Raw genomic sequence first — 20,867 nt, 5'->3', positions numbered from 1 at the left:
GTTCAGAAAGCTCTTGTTGTTTGAGATAGCGCTGTCTTTACCCAAGCCCGAGATCCACTGCAGAACAGTGGATCTCGGGGTGTGGGGGTGGATGGCGTAAATTTACAACAATTTTTCTTAGAATGACGACTGAATCTTCAAGCCTGCGACCAACGCGTTGTCGACATCGTCCACACCGCCCGGGCTCTTGATGTACTGCAGGTTCGGGCGCACGGTCAGCCAGTTGGTGACGTGGAAGCCGTAGTACAGCTCGGCGTTGTACTCGGTGCGCTGCAGTGGCACGAAGCCCGGATTGTCGTAGTCGTCGATACCGCTCTGGGCGTTGAGCAGTTCGGCGCGCTTCTTCACGTCGTCGTTGACGTGGATGCGCGCGATGCCGAAGCCGATATCATCCTTGGGCCGTGCATCGAACGCGCCCTTGTAGACCATCCCCACCTGCTGGTAGTTGTCCACCACGTTGGTGGCCTTGTCGTGCACGGTGAAGTTGGCGAACAGGCTCAGGCCGCGGTTGGCATCGCCGTTGTGCGCAGTGACCTGCTGCTGGGCCACGACCCACCAGCCATGCTTGCTCGAGTGCGACTTGAAGGCTTGGCCAGTCAACGCCTGCGGGTTGCCGTTGATGTCGTCGTAGACGTCGTCGGCCTTGGCGGTGCTGTAGTAGTAGCCCAGGCGGTATTCGCCCGGCAGGCCGTTGACCTTCGGCGACCAGACCATTTCCACCGGCAGGATCGCGCCCTTGGTCCCGCTGCCACTGAGCTTGAAGCCGTTGCCGGTCTCGAGGTTGGACGGGTTCTGCTCGTAGGCACCGACCTGGACGAAGAACTCCGGCGTGATGTTGTACTTCACCCGCAGCGCCCACTGGCTGACCGGCCAGTTGTACCAGATGCCACCCACCCAGTTACCCACCTGCGAACCGCAGAACGCCAGGTTCTGGAAGTCGCAAGGGAAGCTGTTGAAGTCCTCGCCTTCACCGAAGCGGCCGACCTTCACGTCCAGCGCGCCGTCAAAGTACTTCTGCTTGACCCACATCTGCGTCAGGCGCCAGGTCTGGCCACGGCCCCAGACTTCCTGCACCGAGCTGAACTGCCCGGCGCGCGGGTCGCTGATGCGGTCGTTGGACAGGTTGCGTCCGCTACGCTCGGTGATCGCCAGCTTGAACTCCGCATCGTGCCAGCCAAGGATCTTCTGCAGGTCCAGGTGCGCGCCGAGGGCGAACTGATCGCTGTAGCGCGCGGTCTTGTCGTTGTTGTAGCCACCGTGCAGGTTACCGGCCACTTCACCCACGTAGTCGAGAGTGAAGTCGTAGCCTTTTTCCAACAGCTCGGTGCGAGCCCCACCCCAGTCGCCAGTCATCCATTTCGACTCGCTGGAGAAAGCCTCGGCAGCATGCGCGCCATTGCTGCCCACGAGGGCGAGCAGGGTCAGCGAGCCTAGTGCCTTGATACGCTTGCGATGGTCCATCCCTTGTTTCCTCTTTTCTTGTTATCGATGGTTTGCTGCTTCAACGTCCCTTGATACGTGTCACGTTGTCCTTGACTGGCGCGTCCGCTGCCGGCAGGTCCAGGCGCTCGCCGCTGCTCGCGTCGAACAGCAGGACCCGCGCCGGATCGAACTGCAGGTTCAGGCTGTCACCGACATTGCAGGCGACATCCGGCGCCAACCGGCAGCAGACCTTGGTCTGGTTGAGGGTGACGAACACCAGCAGGTCGGGCCCGGTGGGCTCCAGGACCTGCACTTCTGCACGCACCGCCGGCAAGCCGTTGCCTTCGGCGCTACCGAGTGCGATCTGCTCGGGGCGTACGCCGAGGATCACCTCACGGCCGTCCAGCGCTTCGCTGGCCGCGCCCAGGGGCAGTTCGCAGCGGGCCTGGCCGCTGTCGAGCAGGGCGAACAGGCGCCCGTCCTGCTTGCTGATGCGCACGGGGATGAAGTTCATCGGTGGCGAGCCGATGAAGCTGGCGACGAACAGGTTGGCCGGATCGTTGTAGATCTGCTGGGGCGTACCGAACTGCTGGATGATGCCGTCCTTCATCACCGCGACCTTGTCCCCCAGGGTCATGGCCTCGATCTGGTCGTGGGTCACGTACACCGTGGTGGTTTTCAGGCGCTGGTGCATCAGTTTCATTTCGGTGCGCATCTCGACCCGCAGCTTGGCGTCGAGGTTCGACAACGGCTCGTCGAACAGGTAGATCTTCGGCCTGCGCGCCAGGGCCCGGCCCATGGCCACGCGCTGCTGCTGTCCGCCGGAGAGCTGGCCCGGCTTGCGATTGAGCAGGTGCTCGATCTGCAGCAGCTTGGCCACCCGCGCGACTTCCTCGTCGATCGCCGACTGCGGCATCTTGCGGATCTTCAGGCCGAACTCGATGTTCTCGCGCACGCTCATGGTCGGGTACAGCGCATAGGACTGGAACACCATGGCGATGTCACGATCCTTCGGGCTCATGCCGGAAACGTCCTGGTCATCGATCAGGATCGCCCCGCCGGTGATGTTCTCGAGGCCGGCGATGCAGTTCATCAAGGTGGACTTGCCGCAGCCGGAAGGGCCGACCAGGATCAGGAACTCGCCGTCCTTGATCGCCAGCTGGATATCCTTGAGGGTGTCCGGCAAGCCGGTGCCGTAGGTCTTGTTTACATTGCGAAGTTCGAGCGTTGCCATGACTTACCCCTTGACTGCGCCGGCGGTCAGCCCACGCACGAAATACTTGCCTGCGACCACATAGACCAGCAGGGTTGGCAGTGCGGCGATCATTGCCGCGGCCATGTCGACGTTGTATTCCTTGGCACCGGTGCTGGTGTTGACCAGGTTGTTCAGGGCCACGGTGATCGGTTGCGAATCGCCGCTGGAGAACACCACGCCGAACAGGAAGTCGTTCCAGATCTGGGTGAACTGCCAGATCAGGCAGACCATGATGATCGGCGTCGACATCGGCAGGATGATGCGGCGGAAGATGGTGAAGAACCCGGCACCATCCAGGCGTGCAGCCTTGACCAGCGCCTCGGGAATGCTCACGTAGTAGTTGCGGAAGAACAGCGTGGTGAAGGCCAGGCCATAGACCACGTGCACCAGCACCAGCCCCGAGGTGGTGCTGGCCAGGCCCAGCTTGCCGAGGGTGAACGAGGCTGGCAGCAGCACGGTCTGGAATGGCAGGAAGCAGCCGAACAGCAGCAGGCCGAAGAACAGTTGCGAGCCACGGAAGCGCCACATCGACAGCACGTAGCCGTTCAGCGCGCCGATGGCCGTGGAGATCAGCACCGCCGGAACGGTGATCAGGATCGAGTTCCAGAAATACCCACTGACCGTGCCCCAGGCCTTGACCCAGCCAATCGCGGTGAACAGCTCCGGCCAGCTCAAGAGGTTGCCGGTGCTGATGTCTTCCGGGGTCTTGAAGCTGGTCAGCAGCATCACCACCAGCGGCACCAGGTAGAGCAGCACCGCCAGCAGCAGCACGGCGTGGATGGCGATGCGACCCAGGCTGAGGGCCGGCTTGTCGAGATTAGTGGTCATTGCGCTTGGTCCTCAGCTCGGAATACAGGTAGGGCACGAGGATCGCGAGGATCGCGCCGAGCATCAGGATCGCGCTGGCCGAGCCCATGCCCATCTGCCCGCGGCTGAAGGTGAACGAGTACATGAACATCGCGGGCAGGTCCGAGGAATAGCCAGGACCACCGGCGGTCATCGCGGCCACCAGGTCGAAGCTCTTGATGGCGATGTGCGAGAGGATCATCAGCGAGCTGAAGAACACCGGGCGCAGGCTTGGCAGCACCACGGTCCAATAGATGCGCGGCATGCTCGCGCCGTCGATTTGCGCAGCACGGATGATCGACTGGTCGACACCGCGCAGCCCGGCAAGGAACATCGCCATGATGAAGCCCGAGGCCTGCCATACCGCGGCGATCACCAGGCAGTAGACGACCCGGTCCGGATCGATCAGCCAGTCCAGGCGAAAGCCCTCCCAGCCCCAGTCGCGCAGCAGCTTGTCCAGGCCCATGCCCGGGTTGAGCAGCCACTTCCAGGCGGTGCCGGTCACGATCATCGACAGTGCCATGGGGTACAGGTAGATGGTGCGGATCACCCCTTCGCGGCGGATACGCTGGTCGAGGAACACCGCCAGCAGCACGCCGATCACCAGGGTGATGCCGATGAACATTCCGCCGAAGACCAGCAGGTTCTTGCTCGCCACCCACCAGCGGTCGTTGTCGAACAGCCGCGCGTACTGGGCCAGGCCTGCCCACTTGTAGGTGGGCAGGAAGGTCGAGGTGGTGAACGACAGGACGAAGGTCCACAGGATGTAGCCGTAGAAGCCCACCAGCACGATGAACATGCTCGGCGCCAGTACCAGTTTCGGTAACCAGCGCTGGAGCGCGTCCAGGGGTGAGGCCCGCAGTTGGGCGGTGGTCGTAGTCATGATTTCAGATACCGGAACGAGGGCGGGGCTGCGCACCGCATCGCGGGACAAGCCCGCTCCCACAAAGATCTGGCCCACCCACAGGTTCAGCGCATGGCGCCAAACCTGTGGGAGCGGGCTTGTCCCGCGATTGGGCCGTTATTGGGCGGCCTTGACCGCTGCGTTGAGCTTCTTCGCCGCATCGGCCGGATCGGCCTTCGAGTCGTTGATGTAGTTGGTCACCACATCGAAGAACGCCCCCTGCACGGCAAGCGTGGTCGCCATGTTGTGCGCCATGCTCGGCTGCAGGCCACCCGACTTGGCGTCTGCCAGGAAGTCCTTGGCAGCGGTCTGGGCGCAACTGTCGAAGCCATACTTGCTCATGTCGGCCAGCATGTCGTTGCGCACCGGGATCGAGCCCTTGTTGATGCTGAAGGTCTTCTGGAAGTCTTCACCCAGCACACGCTTGGCGATGTCCTGCTGGCCTGCAGTGGTGCCTTCGTTCTTCTGCTTGAACACCGCCAGCGAGTCGATGTTGTACAGGAAGCCTTTATCAGTGCCGGGGAAGGGTACGCACTGGTAGTCCTTGCCGGCGGTCTTCTTGGCCAGGGTCCACTCGCTCTTGGCCCAGTCGCCCATGATCTGCATGCCGGCCTTGCCGTTGATGACCTTCGCGGCCTCGAGGTTCCAGTCCTGGCCCTTGCCGTCAGGGTCCATGTAGGTGGCGACCTTCTTCAGCTCGGTCAGGGCCTTGACCATCTCCGGGCCGGTCAGGGCTTTTTCGTCGAGGTCGACCAGGGCCTTCTTGTAGCCCTCCACCCCCATCACCGCCAGCACCACGTTCTCGAACACGGTGCTGTCCTGCCATGGCTGGCCACCGTGGGCCAGGGGAATGAAGCCTGCGGCCTTGAGCTTGTCGGCTGCGGCATAGAATTCGTCGAGGGTGGTCGGCGCCTTGTCGATGCCGGCCTTCTTGAACACCTCAGGGTTGATCCACAGCCAGTTGATGCGGTGGATGTTCACCGGCACGGCGACGTAGTCACCTTCGTACTTGACGGTGTCGGCGACCTTCTTGTCGAGCAGGCTGTCCCACTTCTCCTGCTTGGCGACGTCCTTGAGCACATCGCTGTCGAGCAGGCCGGTGGCCGCCCAGTCCTGGATGTCCGGGCCCTTGATCTGGGCAACGCCTGGCGGGTTGCCGGCGACGGCGCGGCTCTTGAGCACGGTCATCGCGGTGGAACCACCGCCACCGGCAACAGCGCCGTCCTTCCAGGTGAAGCCGTCTTTCTCGACCTGGGCCTTGAGGACATCAACGGCAGCTTTCTCGCCACCGGAGGTCCACCAGTGCACCACCTCGACGCTGCCTTTGGATTCGGCGGCCAAGGCGCTGAGGGGCATGAGCGAGGCGAGGGAAATAGCGGCGGCGAGGCGCAGAGTGGAATTCATCGGTATACCTTTCTTGTTGTTATGCGGTGCAAGTCGTTCGCTTGCGTTGCATGAAGTCTAATGAGCGCGCAGACCAGGGCAGGTAACGAAGCGATGCGCGAATGTCATCACTTGGTTACATTGCCCAGGGCCAGCGCAGTGGCCAGGCTTGGTGCCAACGGCAGGCGCGGCAGGAGCACCGCCTGGTAGGCGTGGTAGAGATCGGGCTTGCCGCCCCAGATGCTTGCGCCAGGGCGGTTCTGCGGGTCCAGCTCATGGTGCCAGCTGCCGTGGACGCGATCGATGAAATGGCTGTCGATGAAGTCCCAGAAGCGCCGGTACCACTGCTCGTATTCACCTTCCCCGGTACGACGCAACAACGCTGCAGCCGTCGCACAGGCTTCGGCGTGGGTCCAGTGCAGGCGCGCCCGGACCACTGGCCGGTTCTGCCAGTCGAGGGTGTAGACGATGCCCGGCGCGCCATCAGCGTGCCAGGCGTGACGACAGGCATTGGCGAACAGCCCGCGCGCGTCGCTCAGCAACCACTGCGGGGCGGGCAGGCCAGCACGCTGGCGCGCAGCCTCCAGGTGCAGGACCAAGCGTGCCCACTCGAAGGCATGACCGGGCGTGGTGCCGTAGGGGCGAAAGCCGTCGGTGGGGTTGTCGTGGTTGTACTCGGGCAGCGCCTGCCAGTTGACGTCGAAATGCTCGATGACAGCGAAGTCATTGCCAGCGGCATAGGTGTGGATGATCCGTTCGACGATACGCAGGGCACGGTCCAGCCAGTGCGTGTGGCCAGTGACATCGGCCAGGGCAAGGAAAGCCTCGGTGGCGTGCATGTTGCTGTTGGCGCCACGGTAGGCTTCCGGCTGCGTCCAGTCACGGGCGAAGGACTCGCGCAGGGCGCCCTCCTCCTCGCTCCAGAAGCGCGTCTCGATGATCGCGATGGCCGCGCCGAGCAACTGCTCGGCGCCTGGTGCACCGGCGACTGTCGCAGAACTGGCGGCCAAGGCGACGAAGGCATGCAGGTAGGCGGTCTTGCCGGTATCGCCCTCACCGTCGGCGCGGGCGAACCAGCCATCATCCCGCGCATCGCGCAACGGCCCTGCGAGCAGTGCTGCGACGCCGTGCTCCACCAGCGGCAGGCAACCAGGAATGCCCTGCACATGCGCCATGGCGAAGCAGTGGGTCATGCGCGCAGTGTGCAGGGTTTCGGCGATCGCACCGTCAGGCAGCAGGCCATGGGCATCGAGGCTGCCGAAACCGTCAGGCAGGCGCGAGGCCTTGGCGAAGGTCACCAGGCGCTGGCCCTCGGCGACCAGCCAGGCGTTGTGAACCGGGGAGTCGAGCCAACTGCAGAAAGGGAAATCAACGCTGTCCATCACCTGCTCAATCCTTGCCAGGGACAGGCCGGGTGCCTGTCGTCAGCGAATTCTAGCCAGCCGCCCCGGCGGGCATGTCACGAAGGCCTGCCTGAATGTCACCATCCTGTGACACTTGCAGTGGCCTCATCGCGGGACAAGCCCCACAGGGCCCCGCTGGTTTCGAAATCAGCGGGGCCCTGTGGGGCTTGTCCCGCGATGAGGCTGGCCCAATCAATCGATATTCCGGGGCAGGTACAAGGTCACCCGCAACCCACCCTCACGCAGGTTCAACAAGCTCACCTCCCCGCCATGGCTATGGGCGATATTGCGCGCAATCCCCAGCCCCAGCCCATACCCCTGCTGCTGCCCCGCCAGGCGGAAATGCGGCTCGAACACCTGCTCCAGGCGCTGCTCCGGCACCCCCGGCCCCTGGTCGTCGACCTGCAGCACGAAGGCCTCGGTGCTGTCGATGATGCGCAGGTGCGCACGCTCGCCGTACTTGATGGCGTTGTCGATCAGGTTGCCGATGCAGCGGCGCAGCGCCAGCGACTTGCCAGGGTACGGCGCCAGCGCGCGGCCCTCCAAGGTGATGCGCCCATCGCCCAGGTAGGGTTCGGCAAGAATCTCCAGTACCTGGTTGAGGTCGATCGGTTCGATGTTTTCGTGGATGTCGGTATCTTTCACGCATTGCAGCGCGCCCTTGACCAGCAGCTCCAGCTCGTCGAGATCGCGGCTGAACTTGGCCTGCAGGTGCTCGTCTTCAAGCAGTTCCACGCGCAGTCGCAGTCGGGTGATCGGCGTGCGCAGGTCGTGGGAGATGGCGCTGAACAGCTGCGAGCGTTCGGTCAGGTAGCGGCTGATGCGCTCACGCATGGCATTGAACGCGCGCCCCACCTCGACCACTTCGCTGCCGCCACCTTCAGCCACCGGCGGCACGTCCGCCCCCAGTGACATCTCCCGCGCCGCCCGCGCCAGGCGCTTGAGCGGCCAGCTCTGCCAGTGCACCAGCAGGCCGATGAACAACAGCAGCAACAGGGTGGTCAGGGCGATGAAGCCGATCTGCTGGCGCGGCAGGCGCTCGGGTTCAAGGCCGGTATAGGGCTCGGGCAGCAGCGAGGCGATGTACAGCCACTCGCCTTCGTCCAGGCGGATCTGGGTGACCAGCACCGGCGGATTGAGCGGTTCGAGGGTCAGCGCGTAGTGGGCCCAGGAGCGCGGCAGCTCGTCGAGCTTCAGGCCGCTGTTGAAGATGCGCAGGTCGTCGGGGCTGACGAACTCGACGGAGATTTCCATCTGCTGGCCCAGGCGTTCGTGCAGCACCTGCTGGAACACCTCGATCACCGCCTGCTTGCGCGGGGTGATGGGCAGCACCGGCATGTCCAGCGGCTTTTCGTTGAGCGAGACGAAAAAGCGCGTACCGCCCATGCTACGCAACTGGTCGAGCACCATCGGCCGGTAGGCCACCGGCAGGGAACGGAAGTAGCTGACGCTGGCGCTCATCGAGTGCGCAAGGCTGCTGGCGCTGGCGCGCAGCCCCTGCAACTGGCTGGCGCGCAGCTGGGCGACCCAGATCACGCTCGACAGCCCCTGGGCGATCAGCACCACCAGCAAGGTGAGCAGCAACATGCGCCCGAGCAGCGAGCGCGGCAACAGGCGCCAGCGGCGCTCGGTGGCCTGCTCAGCCGGCACAGCTGACATTCGCTGCAAGCAGGTAGCCGCTGCCGCGCACGGTGCGGATCAGCCGCGGTGGCTTGTCGGTGTCGCGCAGGCGCTGGCGCAGGCGGCTGACCGCCATGTCGACGATGCGGTCCAGCGGCATCGGTTCACGCCCGCGGGTGGCATTGCCAATGGTGTCGCGGTCGAGGATCTGCTGGGGATGGTCGAGAAACAGCTTGAGCAGGGCGAAGTCGGCACCGGAGAGAATCACTTCTTCACCATCGCGGTGGAACAGGCGATGGCTGACCGTATCCAGGCGCCAGTCTTCGAAGGTGAGCACCGCGCTGGCGGGGGTGGCCGTGGTGAAGTCACAGCGACGCAGCAGGGCCTTGATCCGCGCCTGCAGCTCGCGCGGGCTGAAGGGCTTGCCCAGGTAGTCGTCGGCGCCCAGCTCCAGGCCGATGACACGGTCGGCTTCATCGGAGCTGGCGGTGAGCATGATGATCGGCACCCGCGACTGACGCGGATGCTGACGCACCCAACGGCACAGGCTGAAGCCGTCCTCGTCGGGCAGCATCACGTCGAGGATCACCAGGTCGTAGTTGCCGGCATCCAGCGCGCGGCGAAAGCCCTGGCCGTCGGGTTCGGCATGGACCTGGAAGCCGGAGCGGCTGAGGTAGGTCTGCAGCAGCTCGCGAATGTCCTGATCGTCATCGACCATCAGGATGGTTTTACCGGCAGTGCTCACAATGAATTCCCTTGGGTCGGTACAGGTCTTGATGCCTGTTGTGGCGACATTCTATCGGCGTCGATGCCCTTCGCGGACAAGCCCGCTCCTACAGTTTTTTGTGGGAGCGGGCTTGCCCGCGAATGGCACCACAACCGACCGTCAGTGGTCCAGCCTCTGCTGCAAGGCCACCCCGGCCCCGAGCAACCCGGAAAACTCCGCCGTCACCAACCATACCGGCACACCGGGGAAGTAGCCGCTCATGCAGCCCTTGTCGGCAAAGCTTGCCGCGAACCCGCTGCGCAGGAACAGCTCGGCGAAGCGCGGCACCACGCCGCCAACAATATAGACGCCGCCACGCGCCCCCAGGGTCAGCACATTGTTACCCGCGACACGCCCGAGAAAACGTGAGAACTGTTCGATCACCGCCAGGGCCTGCGGCTCGCCGCCCAGCGCGGCATCGGTGATCTGCGCCGGGGTCTTGTGACGGGGTGTGTCGCCATCCAGTGCACAGATGGCCTGGTACAGCCGCACCAGCCCGCCACCACTGAGCACCGTCTCGGCGCTGACATGGCCAATCTGCCCGTGGATCTGCTGATGGATCGCCGCCTCGCGGGCATTGCCCACCGGCAGGTCGACATGCCCGCCTTCGCCCGGTAGCGCCATCCAGTGCTGCTCGCCAAGGCTCAGCAAGGTGCCGACGCCAAGGCCGGTACCCGCGCCGATGACCAGCGCCGGGCGCGCGGCGTCCGCCTGCCCGGGGCACACCTCTACGAACTCGCCAGGCTTGAGGCGGGTCATGCCCAGGGCCATGGCGGAAAAGTCGTTGATCAGCGACAGGCGCTCGACCTGCAGCACCTTGCAGAAGGCCGAGCGGCTCAGGCGCCAGTGATTGTTGGTGAAGCGAAACTCGTCGCCATCGACAGGGCCGGCTACCGACAGGCACACGTCCGAGACATCGCCACGCTTGAGGCCCTGGTCCTTGAGGTAGGCCTCGATGGCCTGCTCGGGGCTGGAATAGTCCGCTGTCGCCAGCACCTGCACCGCGTGCAGGTCATTGTCACGCCACAGGGCAAAGCGGGCGTTGGTACCGCCGATGTCACCGACCAGCGAGGCCTTCATTTGAAACGCTCCAGGGCAGAGGTAAAGGCGCTGGCGCCCTGCTCTGCCGGGCTGAACGCGACGCGCATGAAGCCGAACAGCTCGCGCCCGCACCCCAGGTCATTACCCAGGGGCGCATCAGGCTGATCGCGCCCGGCCAGCTCCTCGGCCGACACCATCAGTTGCAGCGTGCCTTCGACACCGTCGACGCGCACGATATCACCATCGCGCACCCGTGCCAGCGGCCCGCCGTCATACGCTTCGGGGCACACGTGGATCGCCGCCGGGATCTTGCCCGACGCACCAGACATGCGCCCGTCGGTAACCAGCGCGACCTTGTAGCCGCGGTCCTGCAGCACGCCGAGGAACGGCGTCAGCTTGTGCAGCTCGGGCATGCCATTGCAACGCGGACCCTGGAAACGCACCACGGCGACGAAATCGCGCTCCAGCTCGCCGGCCTTGAAGGCATCGGCCAGCGACTGCTGGTCGTGGAATACACGCGCCGGCGCCTCGACCACCCGGTGTTCGGGGGCCACGGCAGAGACCTTCATCACGCCACGGCCGAGGTTGCCCTCCATCACCCGCAGGCCGCCTTCGGCCGAGAACGGCCGCGAGGCCGGGCGCAGGATGTTTTCGTCCAGGCTGTGCTGCGGCCCTTCGCGCCACACCAGCTTGCCGTCGTCGAGGAACGGTTCCTGGGTGTAGCGGCGCAGACCGTGGCCGGCCACGGTATTGACGTCCTCGTGCAGCAGCCCGGCGTCGAGCAGCTCGCGGATCAGGAAGCTCATGCCGCCTGCAGCCTGGAAGTGGTTGATGTCGGCCTTGCCGTTCGGGTACACGTTCGACAGGGTCGGCACCACCTCGGAGAGGTCGGCCATGTCCTGCCAGGTCAGCTGGATCCCGGCAGCCTGGGCAATCGCCGGGATGTGCAGGGTGTGGTTGGTCGAACCGCCGGTGGCGTGCAGGGCGACGATGGAGTTGACCAGCGCCTTCTCGTCGACGATCTCGCCCAGGGGCATGAAGCTGCCACTGGCCTTGGTCATGCGCGTGACCTGCTGGGCCGCCTCGGCGGTCAGGGCATCGCGCAACGGGGTGTAGGGATTGACGAACGAGGCCCCCGGCAGGTGCAGGCCCATGACCTCCATCACCAGCTGGTTGGTGTTGGCCGTCCCATAGAAGGTGCAGGTGCCAGGGCTGTGGTAAGACTTCATCTCCGACTCCAGCAACTCCTCGCGGCTGGCCTTGCCTTCGGCGTAGCGCTGGCGCACGTCGGCCTTTTCCTTGTTCGAGATACCCGAAGGCATCGGCCCGCCAGGAACGAAGATGGTCGGCAGGTGGCCGAAGCGCAACGCACCCATCATCAGGCCAGGCACGATCTTGTCGCAGATGCCCAGCATCAGCGCGGCATCGAACATGTTGTGTGACAGGGCGATGGCGGTGGACATCGCGATCACTTCGCGGCTGGCGATCGCCAGCTCCATGCCAGGTTCACCCTGGGTCACGCCATCGCACATGGCCGGTACGCCACCGGCGAACTGGCCGACCGAGCCGATCTCGCGCAGCGCCTGTTTGATCTGTTCGGGGAAGTGCTGGTACGGCTGGTGCGCCGAGAGCATGTCGTTGTACGCAGAGACGATGGCCACGTTGGCGGCGTTCATCATCCGCAGGCTGTGCTTGTCCTGGCTGCCACAACCGGCCACACCGTGGGCGAAGTTGGCGCACTGCAGGCTGGCACGCATCGGGCCGTCGCTGGCCGCGCCGCGAATGAGCTCAAGGTAGCGTTCACGGGTGGCACGGCTGCGTTCGGTCAGCCTTGCGGTGACCTCAAGGATGCGCGGATGCATGTACTGGACTCCAGGCTATGTGTAAGGGCGACCTGAACCGGCATTTCCACTCCAAACGGTTGCGACCTAGGCTCAAGGCAGGGGCCGGAAAGGTCGTTGGCGTGGAAGGCTCGATCACTCGTTGTAGGTTTACCAAAATATTGCCACTAAAAATGCTTGTTTTCTATCTTGGAGTGAATAATCTTGTAATTCCAATAACAAAACCGTTTCAGTGAAGCTTCTGCCCATTTTGTGCCATAGGCTTCACCCAGACTGCCAGAGGTAATGCCAATGACCCTTCGCATCGCGATCAATGGATTCGGCCGCATCGGACGCAACGTCCTGCGCGCACTCTATACCCAAGGCTACCGCCAGGACCTGCAGGTCGTCGCCATCAACGACCTGGGCGACAGCGCGATGAACGCCCACCTGCTCAAGTACGACAGCGTACATGGCACCTTCGATGCCACCGTGGAGGCCGATCATGAGAGCCTGACGGTCAACGGCGATCGCATCGCGGTCAGCGCTATCCGCAACCCCGCCGAACTGCCCTGGAAAGCCGAAGCCATCGATGTGGTGTTCGAATGCACCGGGCTGTTCACCGACCGCGCCAAGGCGGCGGCCCACATCACCGCCGGCGCCGGCAAGGTGATCATCTCGGCACCGGCCAAGGGCGCCGATGCTACCGTGGTGTATGGCGTCAACCATGATGTGCTGCGCGCCTCGCACCAGATCATCTCCAACGCCTCGTGCACCACCAACTGCCTGGCGCCGATTGCCCAGGTGCTGCACCGCGAGTTCGGCATCGAGCAGGGCTTGATGACCACCATCCATGCCTACACCAACGACCAGGTACTGACCGACGTCTACCACAGCGACCCCTACCGGGCCCGCTCGGCCACCCAATCGATGATCCCGAGCAAGACCGGCGCCGCCGAGGCCGTGGGCCTGGTGCTGCCAGAACTGGCCGGCAAGCTCACCGGCATGGCGGTGCGGGTGCCGGTGATCAACGTGTCGTTGGTCGACCTGACCGTCAACCTCAAGCGCGAAGCCAGTGCCGACGAGGTCAACCGCCTGTTCCTCGAAGCCAGCCGTCATTCGCGCGTGCTCGGCTACAACAGCCTGCCGCTGGTATCGTGCGACTTCAACCACAACCCGTTGTCGTCGATCTTCGACGCCAACCACACCCGCGCCAATGGCCGCATGCTCAAGGTGCTGGCCTGGTACGACAACGAATGGGGCTTCTCCAACCGCATGCTCGACAACTGCCTGGCGTTGTTCAGGGCGCAGTGAAAGGCCTTGGGGCTGCCTGGCGGCCCCACCTTTACCCCTTCATGACATTTCTCCGCTTGACCTGGCGCATGGATGATAAGCATTATCATTCACCCCTCATCGGCCAGGTTTCCCCGTGAGTCAGTCCCGGTTCAACTCAGTCTTCCTCACCCAGCGCCTCACCCTGCTGCGCACCTTGCAGCGCATGGTCGGCAACCCCAGCACGGCGGAGGACCTGCTGCAGGAAACCTACCTGCGGGTTACCCGCGCGCTGGGTGAGCGCCCTATCGAACACCTCGAACCCTTCGTGTTCCAGACCGCCCGCAACCTTGCCCTCGACCACTTGCGCGCGCGCCGCGTGCAGTCGCGCACTCTGGTCGACGATGTGCCCGAGCAGGTGCTGCACAATGTCGCCGCGCCGCTGGGCAACAGCGAGGATGCGGTGCATGCCGAGCAACTGCTCAAGCGCCTGAGCGTCAGCCTCGGCCAGCTCACGGCACGCCAGCAGCGCATCTTCATTCTCAGCCGCCTGCACGGTGCCAGCTACCTGGAAATCGCCGAGCAGTTGCAGGTCTCGGCCAGCACCGTGCAGAAGGAACTGAAGCTGATCATGGCGATCTGCATGGGTGTGGCCGACCGCCTCAAGTAAGCGACCGCTCGCCACCTGGGCAGGTGCTGGCTCTTGCCATGCCTGCGCACACCGCCGATCATCTGCAAAAAACGCCATGCAAGGATCCCCCGTGAGCAACCCCGCCCCTCGCCCATCGCCCGCCGAGCCAGACGCCCGCGCCCGCGCCATGGACGAAGCGCAGGACTGGCTGATCCGCCTGCAATGCCCCACCGAGCAGGACACCCAGGACTTCGAAGCCTGGCTGGGCGCCGCCGAGCAGAACGCCGAAGCCTATGTCGAAGTCGAAGCGTTGTGGAACGGCGTCAGCCTGCGCCACCTGGCGAGCGATCTGCACCAACAGCGCCGCACTTCGCTGCGCGGGCGCCTGCGCAGCCACTGGAAACCGCTGGCCACGGCGGCCATGCTGCTGGTCGGGCTGTTCACCTTTGGCAACCTGCCAGTGCGCCTGCAGGCCGATCACCTGACGGTGGTCGGCGAACGCCAGCGGCTGCAACTGGACGATGGCGCCAAGGTGCTGCTCAACACCAACTCGGCCTTTGCCAGTGACCTGCGCGACGGGCGCCAGGTTGCGCGGCTGTTGCAGGGCGAAGCCTATTTCGAAGTGCCCGGCGGCAACCAGCCGCCGCTTGAAGTCCAGGCCGGCCCCTTGCGCGCCCAGGTACGCGACACCAACTTCGCCGTACGCTACCTCGATGGCCAGGCGCAGGTGCGCGTGCAGCGCGGCGACGTCGACCTGCAGGCCGCCAGCGACCAGCGCATCCGCTTGAGCGCCGGTGACAGCATCAGCGTCGGGCCTGATGGCTTCGGTCAACGCCAGCGCGCCGACCTGCACAAGGAACTGGCCTGGATCGATGGCCGCCTGGTGTTCGAGAACTGCCCGTTGAGCCAGGTACTCGATGAACTGCGCCGCTATTACCCGGGCTGGATCATCAACCGCAACGACCACCTGGAACAGGTGGCCGTTACCGGCAACTACCGCCTGGACCAGCCCCTGGAGACCCTGCGGGCCCTGGCCCATATCACCTCGGCGCAGTTGCACGAATACCCGGCGGTGGTGATTCTCAACTGAGTGAAGCCTGTGGGGGCGTCGAACCGCCGCTCCCACTAAATTATTTTTACGCGACTCCCACACCACGTCCGTCTCGTCATAGCCAATGCAACTGATTCTTGTTCGAAAACAAGAACTGCACTCACCTATAACAGTTCGCGCGACAGGGAGCGCTTCCGATGTCCTCAGGTTCAACCCGCCCTTCCCCCTCTTCCCGACGCATGGGGCAACTGTCCCTGCTGACCCTGGCACTGCTGGCCAGTGGCGCCTGCAGCCTGCCCGCGCTGGCCGCAGAGCCTGCCCAGGCCGCCAGCCCACGCATGGGCGACTACCGTTTCGCCATTGCCCAGCAGCCACTGGTCTCGGCAATCAATGCGTTCAGCGAAGTCACTGGCTGGCAGGTCGGCTTCTCCGCCGAGCTGGCCGAGGGCGTGGCTTCGCCGGGCGTGCAAGGGGCACTGGCACCGGAAGCGGCACTGCAGAAACTGCTGCACGGCACCGGCCTGGGCTTTCGCAAGATCGGCAACGGCAACGTCGTGCTCGAGCGCCAGACCGCAGGCAACGCCATCGCCCTGCAACAGTTGACCGTCAGCGCTACCCGCAGCGCCCAGGACGTAAGCCAGGTGCCGAGCACGGTCAGCGTGCAGACCCGCGAGCAACTGGACCGCCAGAACGTCAACGACATCAAGCAACTGGTGCGCTACGAGCCCGGCGTCTCGGTGGGCGGTGTCGGCCAGCGCAGCGGCCTGAACGGCTACAACATCCGCGGCATCGACGGCGAGCGGATCCTCACCCAGGTCGATGGCGTGTCGATCCCCGACAGCTTCTTCTACGGCCCCTACGCCCAGACCCAGCGCAATTACGTCGACCCCGAGATCGTCAAGCGCGTCGAGATCCTGCGTGGTCCGGCCTCGGTGCTGTACGGCAGCAACGCCATCGGCGGCGCGGTCAGCTACTACACCCTTGATCCGGACGACATCATCAAGCCCGGCAAGGACGTCGGCGCCCGGCTGAAGACCGGCTACAGCTCGGCCGACGAAAGCTGGCTGACCTCCGCCACCGTCGCTGGCCGCCAGGGCGACTTCGACGGTCTGCTGCACCTGAGCCAGCGCAACGGCCACGAGACCGAATCCTACGGTGGCCACGGCGGCACCGGCCTTGCCCGCACCGAAGCCAACCCGGAAGACGTGCGCACCACCAACGTGCTGGCCAAGCTGGGCTGGAACTACGCTGACGACGCGCGCCTGGGCTTCACCTACGAACACTACAAGGACGACCGCGACCAGAACATCCTCAGCGCGGTGGGCGGCCCGTTCATCCCTGGCTTCGGCGCCATGAACTCCTATCGCATGCGCCAGGGCAATGACACCGTCACCCGCGAGCGCTTCGGCATCAACCACGAGTTCGGCCTCGACAGCCTGGTCGCGGACCACGTCAAGTGGAGCCTGAATTACCAGATCGCCAAGACCGACCAACGTACCGACGAGCTCTACTTCGCCTCCGGTCGCCAGGTGTTCCGCGACCGCCAGACCACCTACAAGGACCGCCAGTGGGTGTTCGATGGTCAGTTGGACAAAGCCTTCAGCATCGGCGAGACCGACCACCTGCTCACCTATGGCACCACAATCAAGCACGAGAAGGTCACCGGCTCGCGCAGCGGTACCGGCACTTGCCTGAACATCGGCGGCACCTGCCGCGCCATCGGCCAGAACAGCGCGAGTGATAGCCAGGCGCTGGTCAGCGACTTCCCGGACCCGACCATCAACACCTACAGCCTGTTCGCCCAGGACGAGATCCGCTGGAACAACTGGACCTTCCTGCCGGGTGCGCGTTACGACTACACCCGCATGGAACCGAAGATGACCGCCGAATTCCTGCGGGGCATCCAGGGCACCGGCGCGGCACCGTCCAGCGTCGACGATTCGGACAAGAAGTGGCACCGCGTCTCACCCAAATTCGGCATCACCTACGCCTTCAACGACAACTACACCTGGTATGGCCAGTACGCAGAAGGCTTCCGCACCCCAACCGCCAAGGCCATGTACGGGCGCTTCGACAACCCGACCCTGGGCTATCGCGTCGAACCCAACCCGAACCTGGAACCCGAGAAGAGCAAGAGCTACGAGACCGGCCTGCGCGGCAACTTCGACGCCGGCAACTTCGACGTGGCGGTGTTCTACAACAAGTACCGCGACTTCATCAACGAAGACGCCGTGCAGTCGGCCAACCTGGGCTCGACCTTCCAGGCCAACAACATCAAGCACGCGACCATCAAGGGTGCCGAGTTCAAGGGTCGCCTGAACCTCGATCACTTCGGCGCGCCGCAAGGCCTCTACACCCAGGGCTCCCTGGCCTACGCCCATGGCCGCAACGACGACAATGGCCAGCCGCTGAACAGCGTCAACCCACTGACCGCCGTGATGGGCCTGGGCTACGAACAGCAGAACTACGGCGGCCTGCTCAGCTGGACACTGGTCAAGCGCAAGAACCGTGTCGACGACTCCACCTTCTTCGCCCCCGACGGCGCCAGCAAGCAGTTCCGCACCCCAGGCTACGGCGTGCTGGACCTGACCGGCTTCTACAAGGTGACCGAAGACGTGACCGTCAACGCAGGTCTCTACAACCTCACCGACAAGAAGTACTGGCAGTGGGATGATGTGCGCGGCTACGACGGCCTTGGCGAGGCGGCAGTGACCCAGCCGGCCAACCTCGACCGCCTGACCATGCCGGGACGCAACTTTGCCATCAATGTGATCTGGGACATCTGATCCAGGCCAGCATCCCTGCGGGAGTGGCCCTGTGCCGCTCCCGCAAGGGGCATCCCTCTCCCCCGCCCGAACACAAATGCCTCCCACTCCCAGGTGAGGTTTTTTTACTGTCCTGCGTCTTCTCTTTCGTCTTGTACCTAGACAGCCCCATTTCCCAAGGATGCACCCATGACCAGCCACACCTCCGAGCGCGCCGCCCTGCGCTCGCAACGCCTGAACCAGGTCACCCACGCACCGCACACCGAGCTGGACGCTCTGGTCAAGTCGCACGCGCCGTTCGACAGCCGCGAGAGCTTCGCCCGCTTCGTCGTCGCCCAGTACCTGTTCCAGTCCGAGCTGCAGGCGCTGTACACCGACCCTGCACTGATCGCCATCGTCCCTGACCTGGCCGAGCGTTGCCGGGCCGAACAGGCGCGCCTGGACCTGGCCGACCTGAACACCGAAGTACCCGCCCCGGTTGCCGGCGCTCTGGTCAAACCAAGCCTGGGCGAAGCCCTGGGCTGGATCTTCGTCTCCGAAGGCTCCAAACTGGGCGCAGCGTTCCTGATCAAGCGTGCCGTGGCCCTGGAGCTGTCCGACACCTTCGGCGCCCGTCACCTGGGCGAGCCGGCCGGCGGCCGTGCAGAGGGCTGGAAACAGTTCACCCGCATCCTCGACAGCCTGGAGTTGTCGGCCGAAGAGGACGCCGCCGCCGAGCGTGGCGCGGTCGCTGCCTTCGAGCGCTTCACCGAGCTGCTCAAGCATGCCTACGCCACGGATGCCGCGCTGGCCTGAGACGCACCTGCCGGCCACCATTCGGGTGGCCGGACCGCTTTGCAGTGAGACCATGACCCGACTTGCCCGCTCCCGACTGTCCCGCCTGCTGTATGCGATCCTGGCTTATGTCAGCCTCGGGATAGGTCTGGTCGCCATCGTCATTCCTGGCTTGCCCACCACCGAGTTCATCCTCCTGGCCGCCTGGGCCGCGACCCGCAGTTCGCCGCGCCTGTCCGCCTGGCTGGAGAACCACCGTCTGTTCGGGCCGATCCTGTGGAACTGGCGCAACGGCAAGGTGATCCAGCGCCGCGCCAAGGTCAGCGCGACCATCAGCATGCTGCTGTGCGCAGGGTTGATGCTCACCGTTCTCGAACACCACTGGCCAGTGTTTCTTGCCATCGCCGGGATGACCCTGGGCAACCTGTGGATCTGGTCGCGCCCCGAACAACCCACCGCACCACTGCCCGCCCAACTGCAACGCTGAGCATTTGCATCCTTGCGCGGGATGTACTGCAATGGGATCCACTCAGGAGGATCCTGCATGCCCCAGTTGCTCGACACCATCGCCCGTGAACTGAAACTCGACCATGCCGCCCTGCGCTGGCACGGCGTCGGCGGGCTGCCCTCGACCTTCGCCGTCACCGACCTGGCCGCCGCGAGCATGGCCGCCGCCGGTCTGGCACTGGCCAGCCTGCTGCAGCGCCAGACCGACCACTGCCCGCTGGTCAGCATCGATCGGCGCCTGGCCTCGTTCTGGTTTGCCACCAGCCTGCGCCCCCAGGGCTGGCAGACACCGCCTCTGTGGGATGCCGTCGCCGGCGACTACCCCACCCGCGATGGCTGGATTCGCCTGCACACCAACGCTCCCCATCATCGCCAGGCCGCACTCGGCGTGCTGGGCACCCCGGCCGATCGCCAGGCGGTCGCCGAGCAGGTCCGGCGCTGGGACGGCGAGGCGCTGGAAAGCGCCGTGGTCGAAGCCGGAGGCTGTGCGGCGAAGATGCGCAGTTGGGCCGAATGGTGCGAGCACCCGCAGGGGCGGGCAGTGAACATGGAGCCACTGGTGTTGCGCGAGCATTTCGACGCGGCAGCGCCATTGGCCTGGCAAGGCTGTGAAACACGTCCGCTGGCCGGCATCAAGGTGCTCGACCTCACCCGCATTCTCGCCGGCCCTACAGCCAGCCGTCTGCTGGCAGGCTTCGGCGCCGACGTGCTGCGCATCGACCCACCCGGCTGGGACGAACCGGCGGTGGTCGCCGAAGTCACCCTGGGCAAGCGCTGTGCACGCCTGGACTTGCGCGCGACGCCTGACCGCAAGGTGTTCGAGCGGTTGCTGGGTGAGGCCGACATCCTCCTGCATGGCTATCGCGCCGATGCACTGGAACATCTGGGTTTCGGCGCACAGCGCAGGCGTCAGCTCAACCCCGGGCTGATCGACGTCAGCCTCAACGCCTACGGCTGGAGCGGCCCCTGGCAGGAACGTCGCGGCTTCGACAGCCTGGTGCAGATGAGCAGCGGCATCGCCCGCGAAGGCATGCGCTGGAAACAAACGGAAAAACCCGTGCCTTTGCCGGTGCAGGCGCTCGACCATGCAACCGGGTACCTGATGGCGGCCGAAGCGATCCGTGGGCTGGAGCAGCGCCTGGCTGGAAGGGCCGGTTACCGGGCACGGCTGTCCCTGGCACGCACCGCCAAGCTGTTGGTGGAGCATGGAACGATGGGGGATGACTTGCCCCTGGCAGCAGAAACGCCCGAGGATCTCGACCCGCATCTGGAACGGACACCTTGGGGGACCGCGCAAAGGATCAGGGGGCCGTTGAAGGTTGGGCCTGCCCATATGCACTGGGCACGCGGGGCATGCGAGCTGGGCTCGGCTCAAGCGCGTTGGTGACGGTTACGACCTCCACCCAC

General features: G+C 64.8%; 17 protein-coding genes. 7 read left to right on the top strand and 10 right to left on the bottom strand.

The features are described from left to right. Positions 1-117 precede the first annotated feature (117 nt). From ACK3BK_RS05475 to edd, 10 genes are all read right to left on the bottom strand, one after another. Positions 118-1,461: a carbohydrate porin gene (locus ACK3BK_RS05475; protein ID WP_186667967.1), complete on the bottom strand. Its 1,344-nt coding sequence runs from the start codon at positions 1,459-1,461 to the stop codon at positions 118-120. Positions 1,462-1,501: 40 nt separating this feature from the next. After that, the gene (locus tag ACK3BK_RS05470) at positions 1,502-2,656 is read right to left on the bottom strand and encodes an ABC transporter ATP-binding protein (RefSeq protein WP_186667965.1); all 1,155 of its coding nucleotides are present in this window, start codon (positions 2,654-2,656) and stop codon (positions 1,502-1,504) included. 3 nt (positions 2,657-2,659) lie between these two features. Then, positions 2,660-3,505: a carbohydrate ABC transporter permease gene (locus ACK3BK_RS05465; RefSeq protein WP_186667963.1), complete on the bottom strand. Its 846-nt coding sequence runs from the start codon at positions 3,503-3,505 to the stop codon at positions 2,660-2,662. Then, positions 3,495-4,406, bottom strand: a complete 912-nt coding sequence (locus ACK3BK_RS05460) for a carbohydrate ABC transporter permease (protein ID WP_054895154.1) — start codon at positions 4,404-4,406, stop codon at positions 3,495-3,497. The genes ACK3BK_RS05465 and ACK3BK_RS05460 overlap by 11 nt, the downstream gene beginning before the upstream one ends. Before the next feature lie 138 nt (positions 4,407-4,544). Then, on the bottom strand, positions 4,545-5,831 hold the full coding sequence (locus ACK3BK_RS05455; RefSeq protein ID WP_411383867.1) for an ABC transporter substrate-binding protein: 1,287 nt from the start codon (positions 5,829-5,831) through the stop codon (positions 4,545-4,547). 107 nt (positions 5,832-5,938) lie between these two features. After that, positions 5,939-7,192 (bottom strand): AGE family epimerase/isomerase, encoded by a 1,254-nt coding sequence (locus ACK3BK_RS05450; RefSeq protein ID WP_411383866.1) that lies wholly within the window; start codon positions 7,190-7,192, stop codon positions 5,939-5,941. Between the two features lie 213 nt (positions 7,193-7,405). Next, a complete protein-coding gene (locus ACK3BK_RS05445; protein ID WP_411384444.1) occupies positions 7,406-8,800 on the bottom strand; it encodes an ATP-binding protein in 1,395 nt (464 codons plus the stop codon). 52 nt (positions 8,801-8,852) lie between these two features. Further along, positions 8,853-9,551, bottom strand: a complete 699-nt coding sequence (locus tag ACK3BK_RS05440) for a response regulator (RefSeq protein WP_189657787.1) — start codon at positions 9,549-9,551, stop codon at positions 8,853-8,855. 168 nt (positions 9,552-9,719) lie between these two features. Further along, positions 9,720-10,679, bottom strand: coding sequence for a glucokinase (locus tag ACK3BK_RS05435; protein WP_411383865.1), 960 nt, complete (start codon positions 10,677-10,679; stop codon positions 9,720-9,722). After that, positions 10,676-12,502, bottom strand: a complete 1,827-nt coding sequence (gene edd, locus ACK3BK_RS05430) for a phosphogluconate dehydratase (protein WP_411383864.1) — start codon at positions 12,500-12,502, stop codon at positions 10,676-10,678. The genes ACK3BK_RS05435 and edd overlap by 4 nt, the downstream gene beginning before the upstream one ends. Before the next feature lie 270 nt (positions 12,503-12,772). Here edd and gap point away from each other — a divergent pair, with 270 nt between their 5' ends. The 7 genes from gap (at position 12,773) to ACK3BK_RS05395 (ending at position 20,847) form a co-directional block, all read left to right on the top strand. Beyond that, positions 12,773-13,774: a type I glyceraldehyde-3-phosphate dehydrogenase gene (gene gap, locus ACK3BK_RS05425; RefSeq protein ID WP_186721717.1), complete on the top strand. Its 1,002-nt coding sequence runs from the start codon at positions 12,773-12,775 to the stop codon at positions 13,772-13,774. A gap of 115 nt (positions 13,775-13,889) precedes the next feature. Next, positions 13,890-14,402 carry an RNA polymerase sigma factor gene (locus ACK3BK_RS05420; protein ID WP_054895146.1) on the top strand — a complete coding sequence of 171 codons (513 nt, stop codon included), beginning with the start codon at positions 13,890-13,892 and terminating at the stop codon, positions 14,400-14,402. Between the two features lie 148 nt (positions 14,403-14,550). Beyond that, positions 14,551-15,453 carry a FecR family protein gene (locus ACK3BK_RS05415; protein ID WP_411384443.1) on the top strand — a complete coding sequence of 301 codons (903 nt, stop codon included), beginning with the start codon at positions 14,551-14,553 and terminating at the stop codon, positions 15,451-15,453. Positions 15,454-15,611: 158 nt separating this feature from the next. Then, positions 15,612-18,200: a TonB-dependent receptor gene (locus tag ACK3BK_RS05410; protein WP_411383863.1), complete on the top strand. Its 2,589-nt coding sequence runs from the start codon at positions 15,612-15,614 to the stop codon at positions 18,198-18,200. 168 nt (positions 18,201-18,368) lie between these two features. Further along, complete coding sequence (locus tag ACK3BK_RS05405) at positions 18,369-18,974, top strand: biliverdin-producing heme oxygenase (RefSeq protein WP_411383862.1); 606 nt, start codon at positions 18,369-18,371, stop codon at positions 18,972-18,974. A 52-nt stretch (positions 18,975-19,026) separates the two neighbouring features. Beyond that, the gene (locus ACK3BK_RS05400; RefSeq protein WP_186667933.1) at positions 19,027-19,440 is read left to right on the top strand and encodes a YbaN family protein; all 414 of its coding nucleotides are present in this window, start codon (positions 19,027-19,029) and stop codon (positions 19,438-19,440) included. Between the two features lie 57 nt (positions 19,441-19,497). Continuing rightward, positions 19,498-20,847 (top strand): CoA transferase, encoded by a 1,350-nt coding sequence (locus tag ACK3BK_RS05395; protein WP_411383861.1) that lies wholly within the window; start codon positions 19,498-19,500, stop codon positions 20,845-20,847. Positions 20,848-20,867 lie beyond the last annotated feature (20 nt).

Origin of the sequence: Pseudomonas sp. L7, assembly GCF_046605565.1 — a bacterium.
Taxonomy (GTDB): Bacteria; Pseudomonadota; Gammaproteobacteria; order Pseudomonadales; family Pseudomonadaceae; genus Aquipseudomonas; species Aquipseudomonas wayambapalatensis.
Note: the sequence above shows the minus strand (reverse complement) of the source record. Positions and strands in the feature narration are given on the sequence as shown.

What these genes read in the sequence shown, in the direction of transcription:
- ACK3BK_RS05415 (WP_411384443.1), top strand. Translation starts at nt 14,551, where the DNA reads ATGGACGAAGCGCAGGACTGGCTGATCCGCCTGCAATGCCCCACCGAG.
- ACK3BK_RS05400 (WP_186667933.1), top strand. Translation starts at nt 19,027, where the DNA reads ATGACCCGACTTGCCCGCTCCCGACTGTCCCGCCTGCTGTATGCGATC.
- gap (WP_186721717.1), top strand. Translation starts at nt 12,773, where the DNA reads ATGACCCTTCGCATCGCGATCAATGGATTCGGCCGCATCGGACGCAAC.
- ACK3BK_RS05450 (WP_411383866.1), bottom strand. Translation starts at nt 7,192, where the DNA reads ATGGACAGCGTTGATTTCCCTTTCTGCAGTTGGCTCGACTCCCCGGTT.
- ACK3BK_RS05475 (WP_186667967.1), bottom strand. Translation starts at nt 1,461, where the DNA reads ATGGACCATCGCAAGCGTATCAAGGCACTAGGCTCGCTGACCCTGCTC.
- ACK3BK_RS05445 (WP_411384444.1), bottom strand. Translation starts at nt 8,800, where the DNA reads ATGTTGCTGCTCACCTTGCTGGTGGTGCTGATCGCCCAGGGGCTGTCG.
- ACK3BK_RS05395 (WP_411383861.1), top strand. Translation starts at nt 19,498, where the DNA reads ATGCCCCAGTTGCTCGACACCATCGCCCGTGAACTGAAACTCGACCAT.
- ACK3BK_RS05440 (WP_189657787.1), bottom strand. Translation starts at nt 9,551, where the DNA reads ATGGTCGATGACGATCAGGACATTCGCGAGCTGCTGCAGACCTACCTC.
- ACK3BK_RS05460 (WP_054895154.1), bottom strand. Translation starts at nt 4,406, where the DNA reads ATGACTACGACCACCGCCCAACTGCGGGCCTCACCCCTGGACGCGCTC.
- ACK3BK_RS05405 (WP_411383862.1), top strand. Translation starts at nt 18,369, where the DNA reads ATGACCAGCCACACCTCCGAGCGCGCCGCCCTGCGCTCGCAACGCCTG.
- ACK3BK_RS05465 (WP_186667963.1), bottom strand. Translation starts at nt 3,505, where the DNA reads ATGACCACTAATCTCGACAAGCCGGCCCTCAGCCTGGGTCGCATCGCC.
- ACK3BK_RS05410 (WP_411383863.1), top strand. Translation starts at nt 15,612, where the DNA reads ATGTCCTCAGGTTCAACCCGCCCTTCCCCCTCTTCCCGACGCATGGGG.
- ACK3BK_RS05470 (WP_186667965.1), bottom strand. Translation starts at nt 2,656, where the DNA reads ATGGCAACGCTCGAACTTCGCAATGTAAACAAGACCTACGGCACCGGC.
- edd (WP_411383864.1), bottom strand. Translation starts at nt 12,502, where the DNA reads ATGCATCCGCGCATCCTTGAGGTCACCGCAAGGCTGACCGAACGCAGC.
- ACK3BK_RS05455 (WP_411383867.1), bottom strand. Translation starts at nt 5,831, where the DNA reads ATGAATTCCACTCTGCGCCTCGCCGCCGCTATTTCCCTCGCCTCGCTC.
- ACK3BK_RS05435 (WP_411383865.1), bottom strand. Translation starts at nt 10,679, where the DNA reads ATGAAGGCCTCGCTGGTCGGTGACATCGGCGGTACCAACGCCCGCTTT.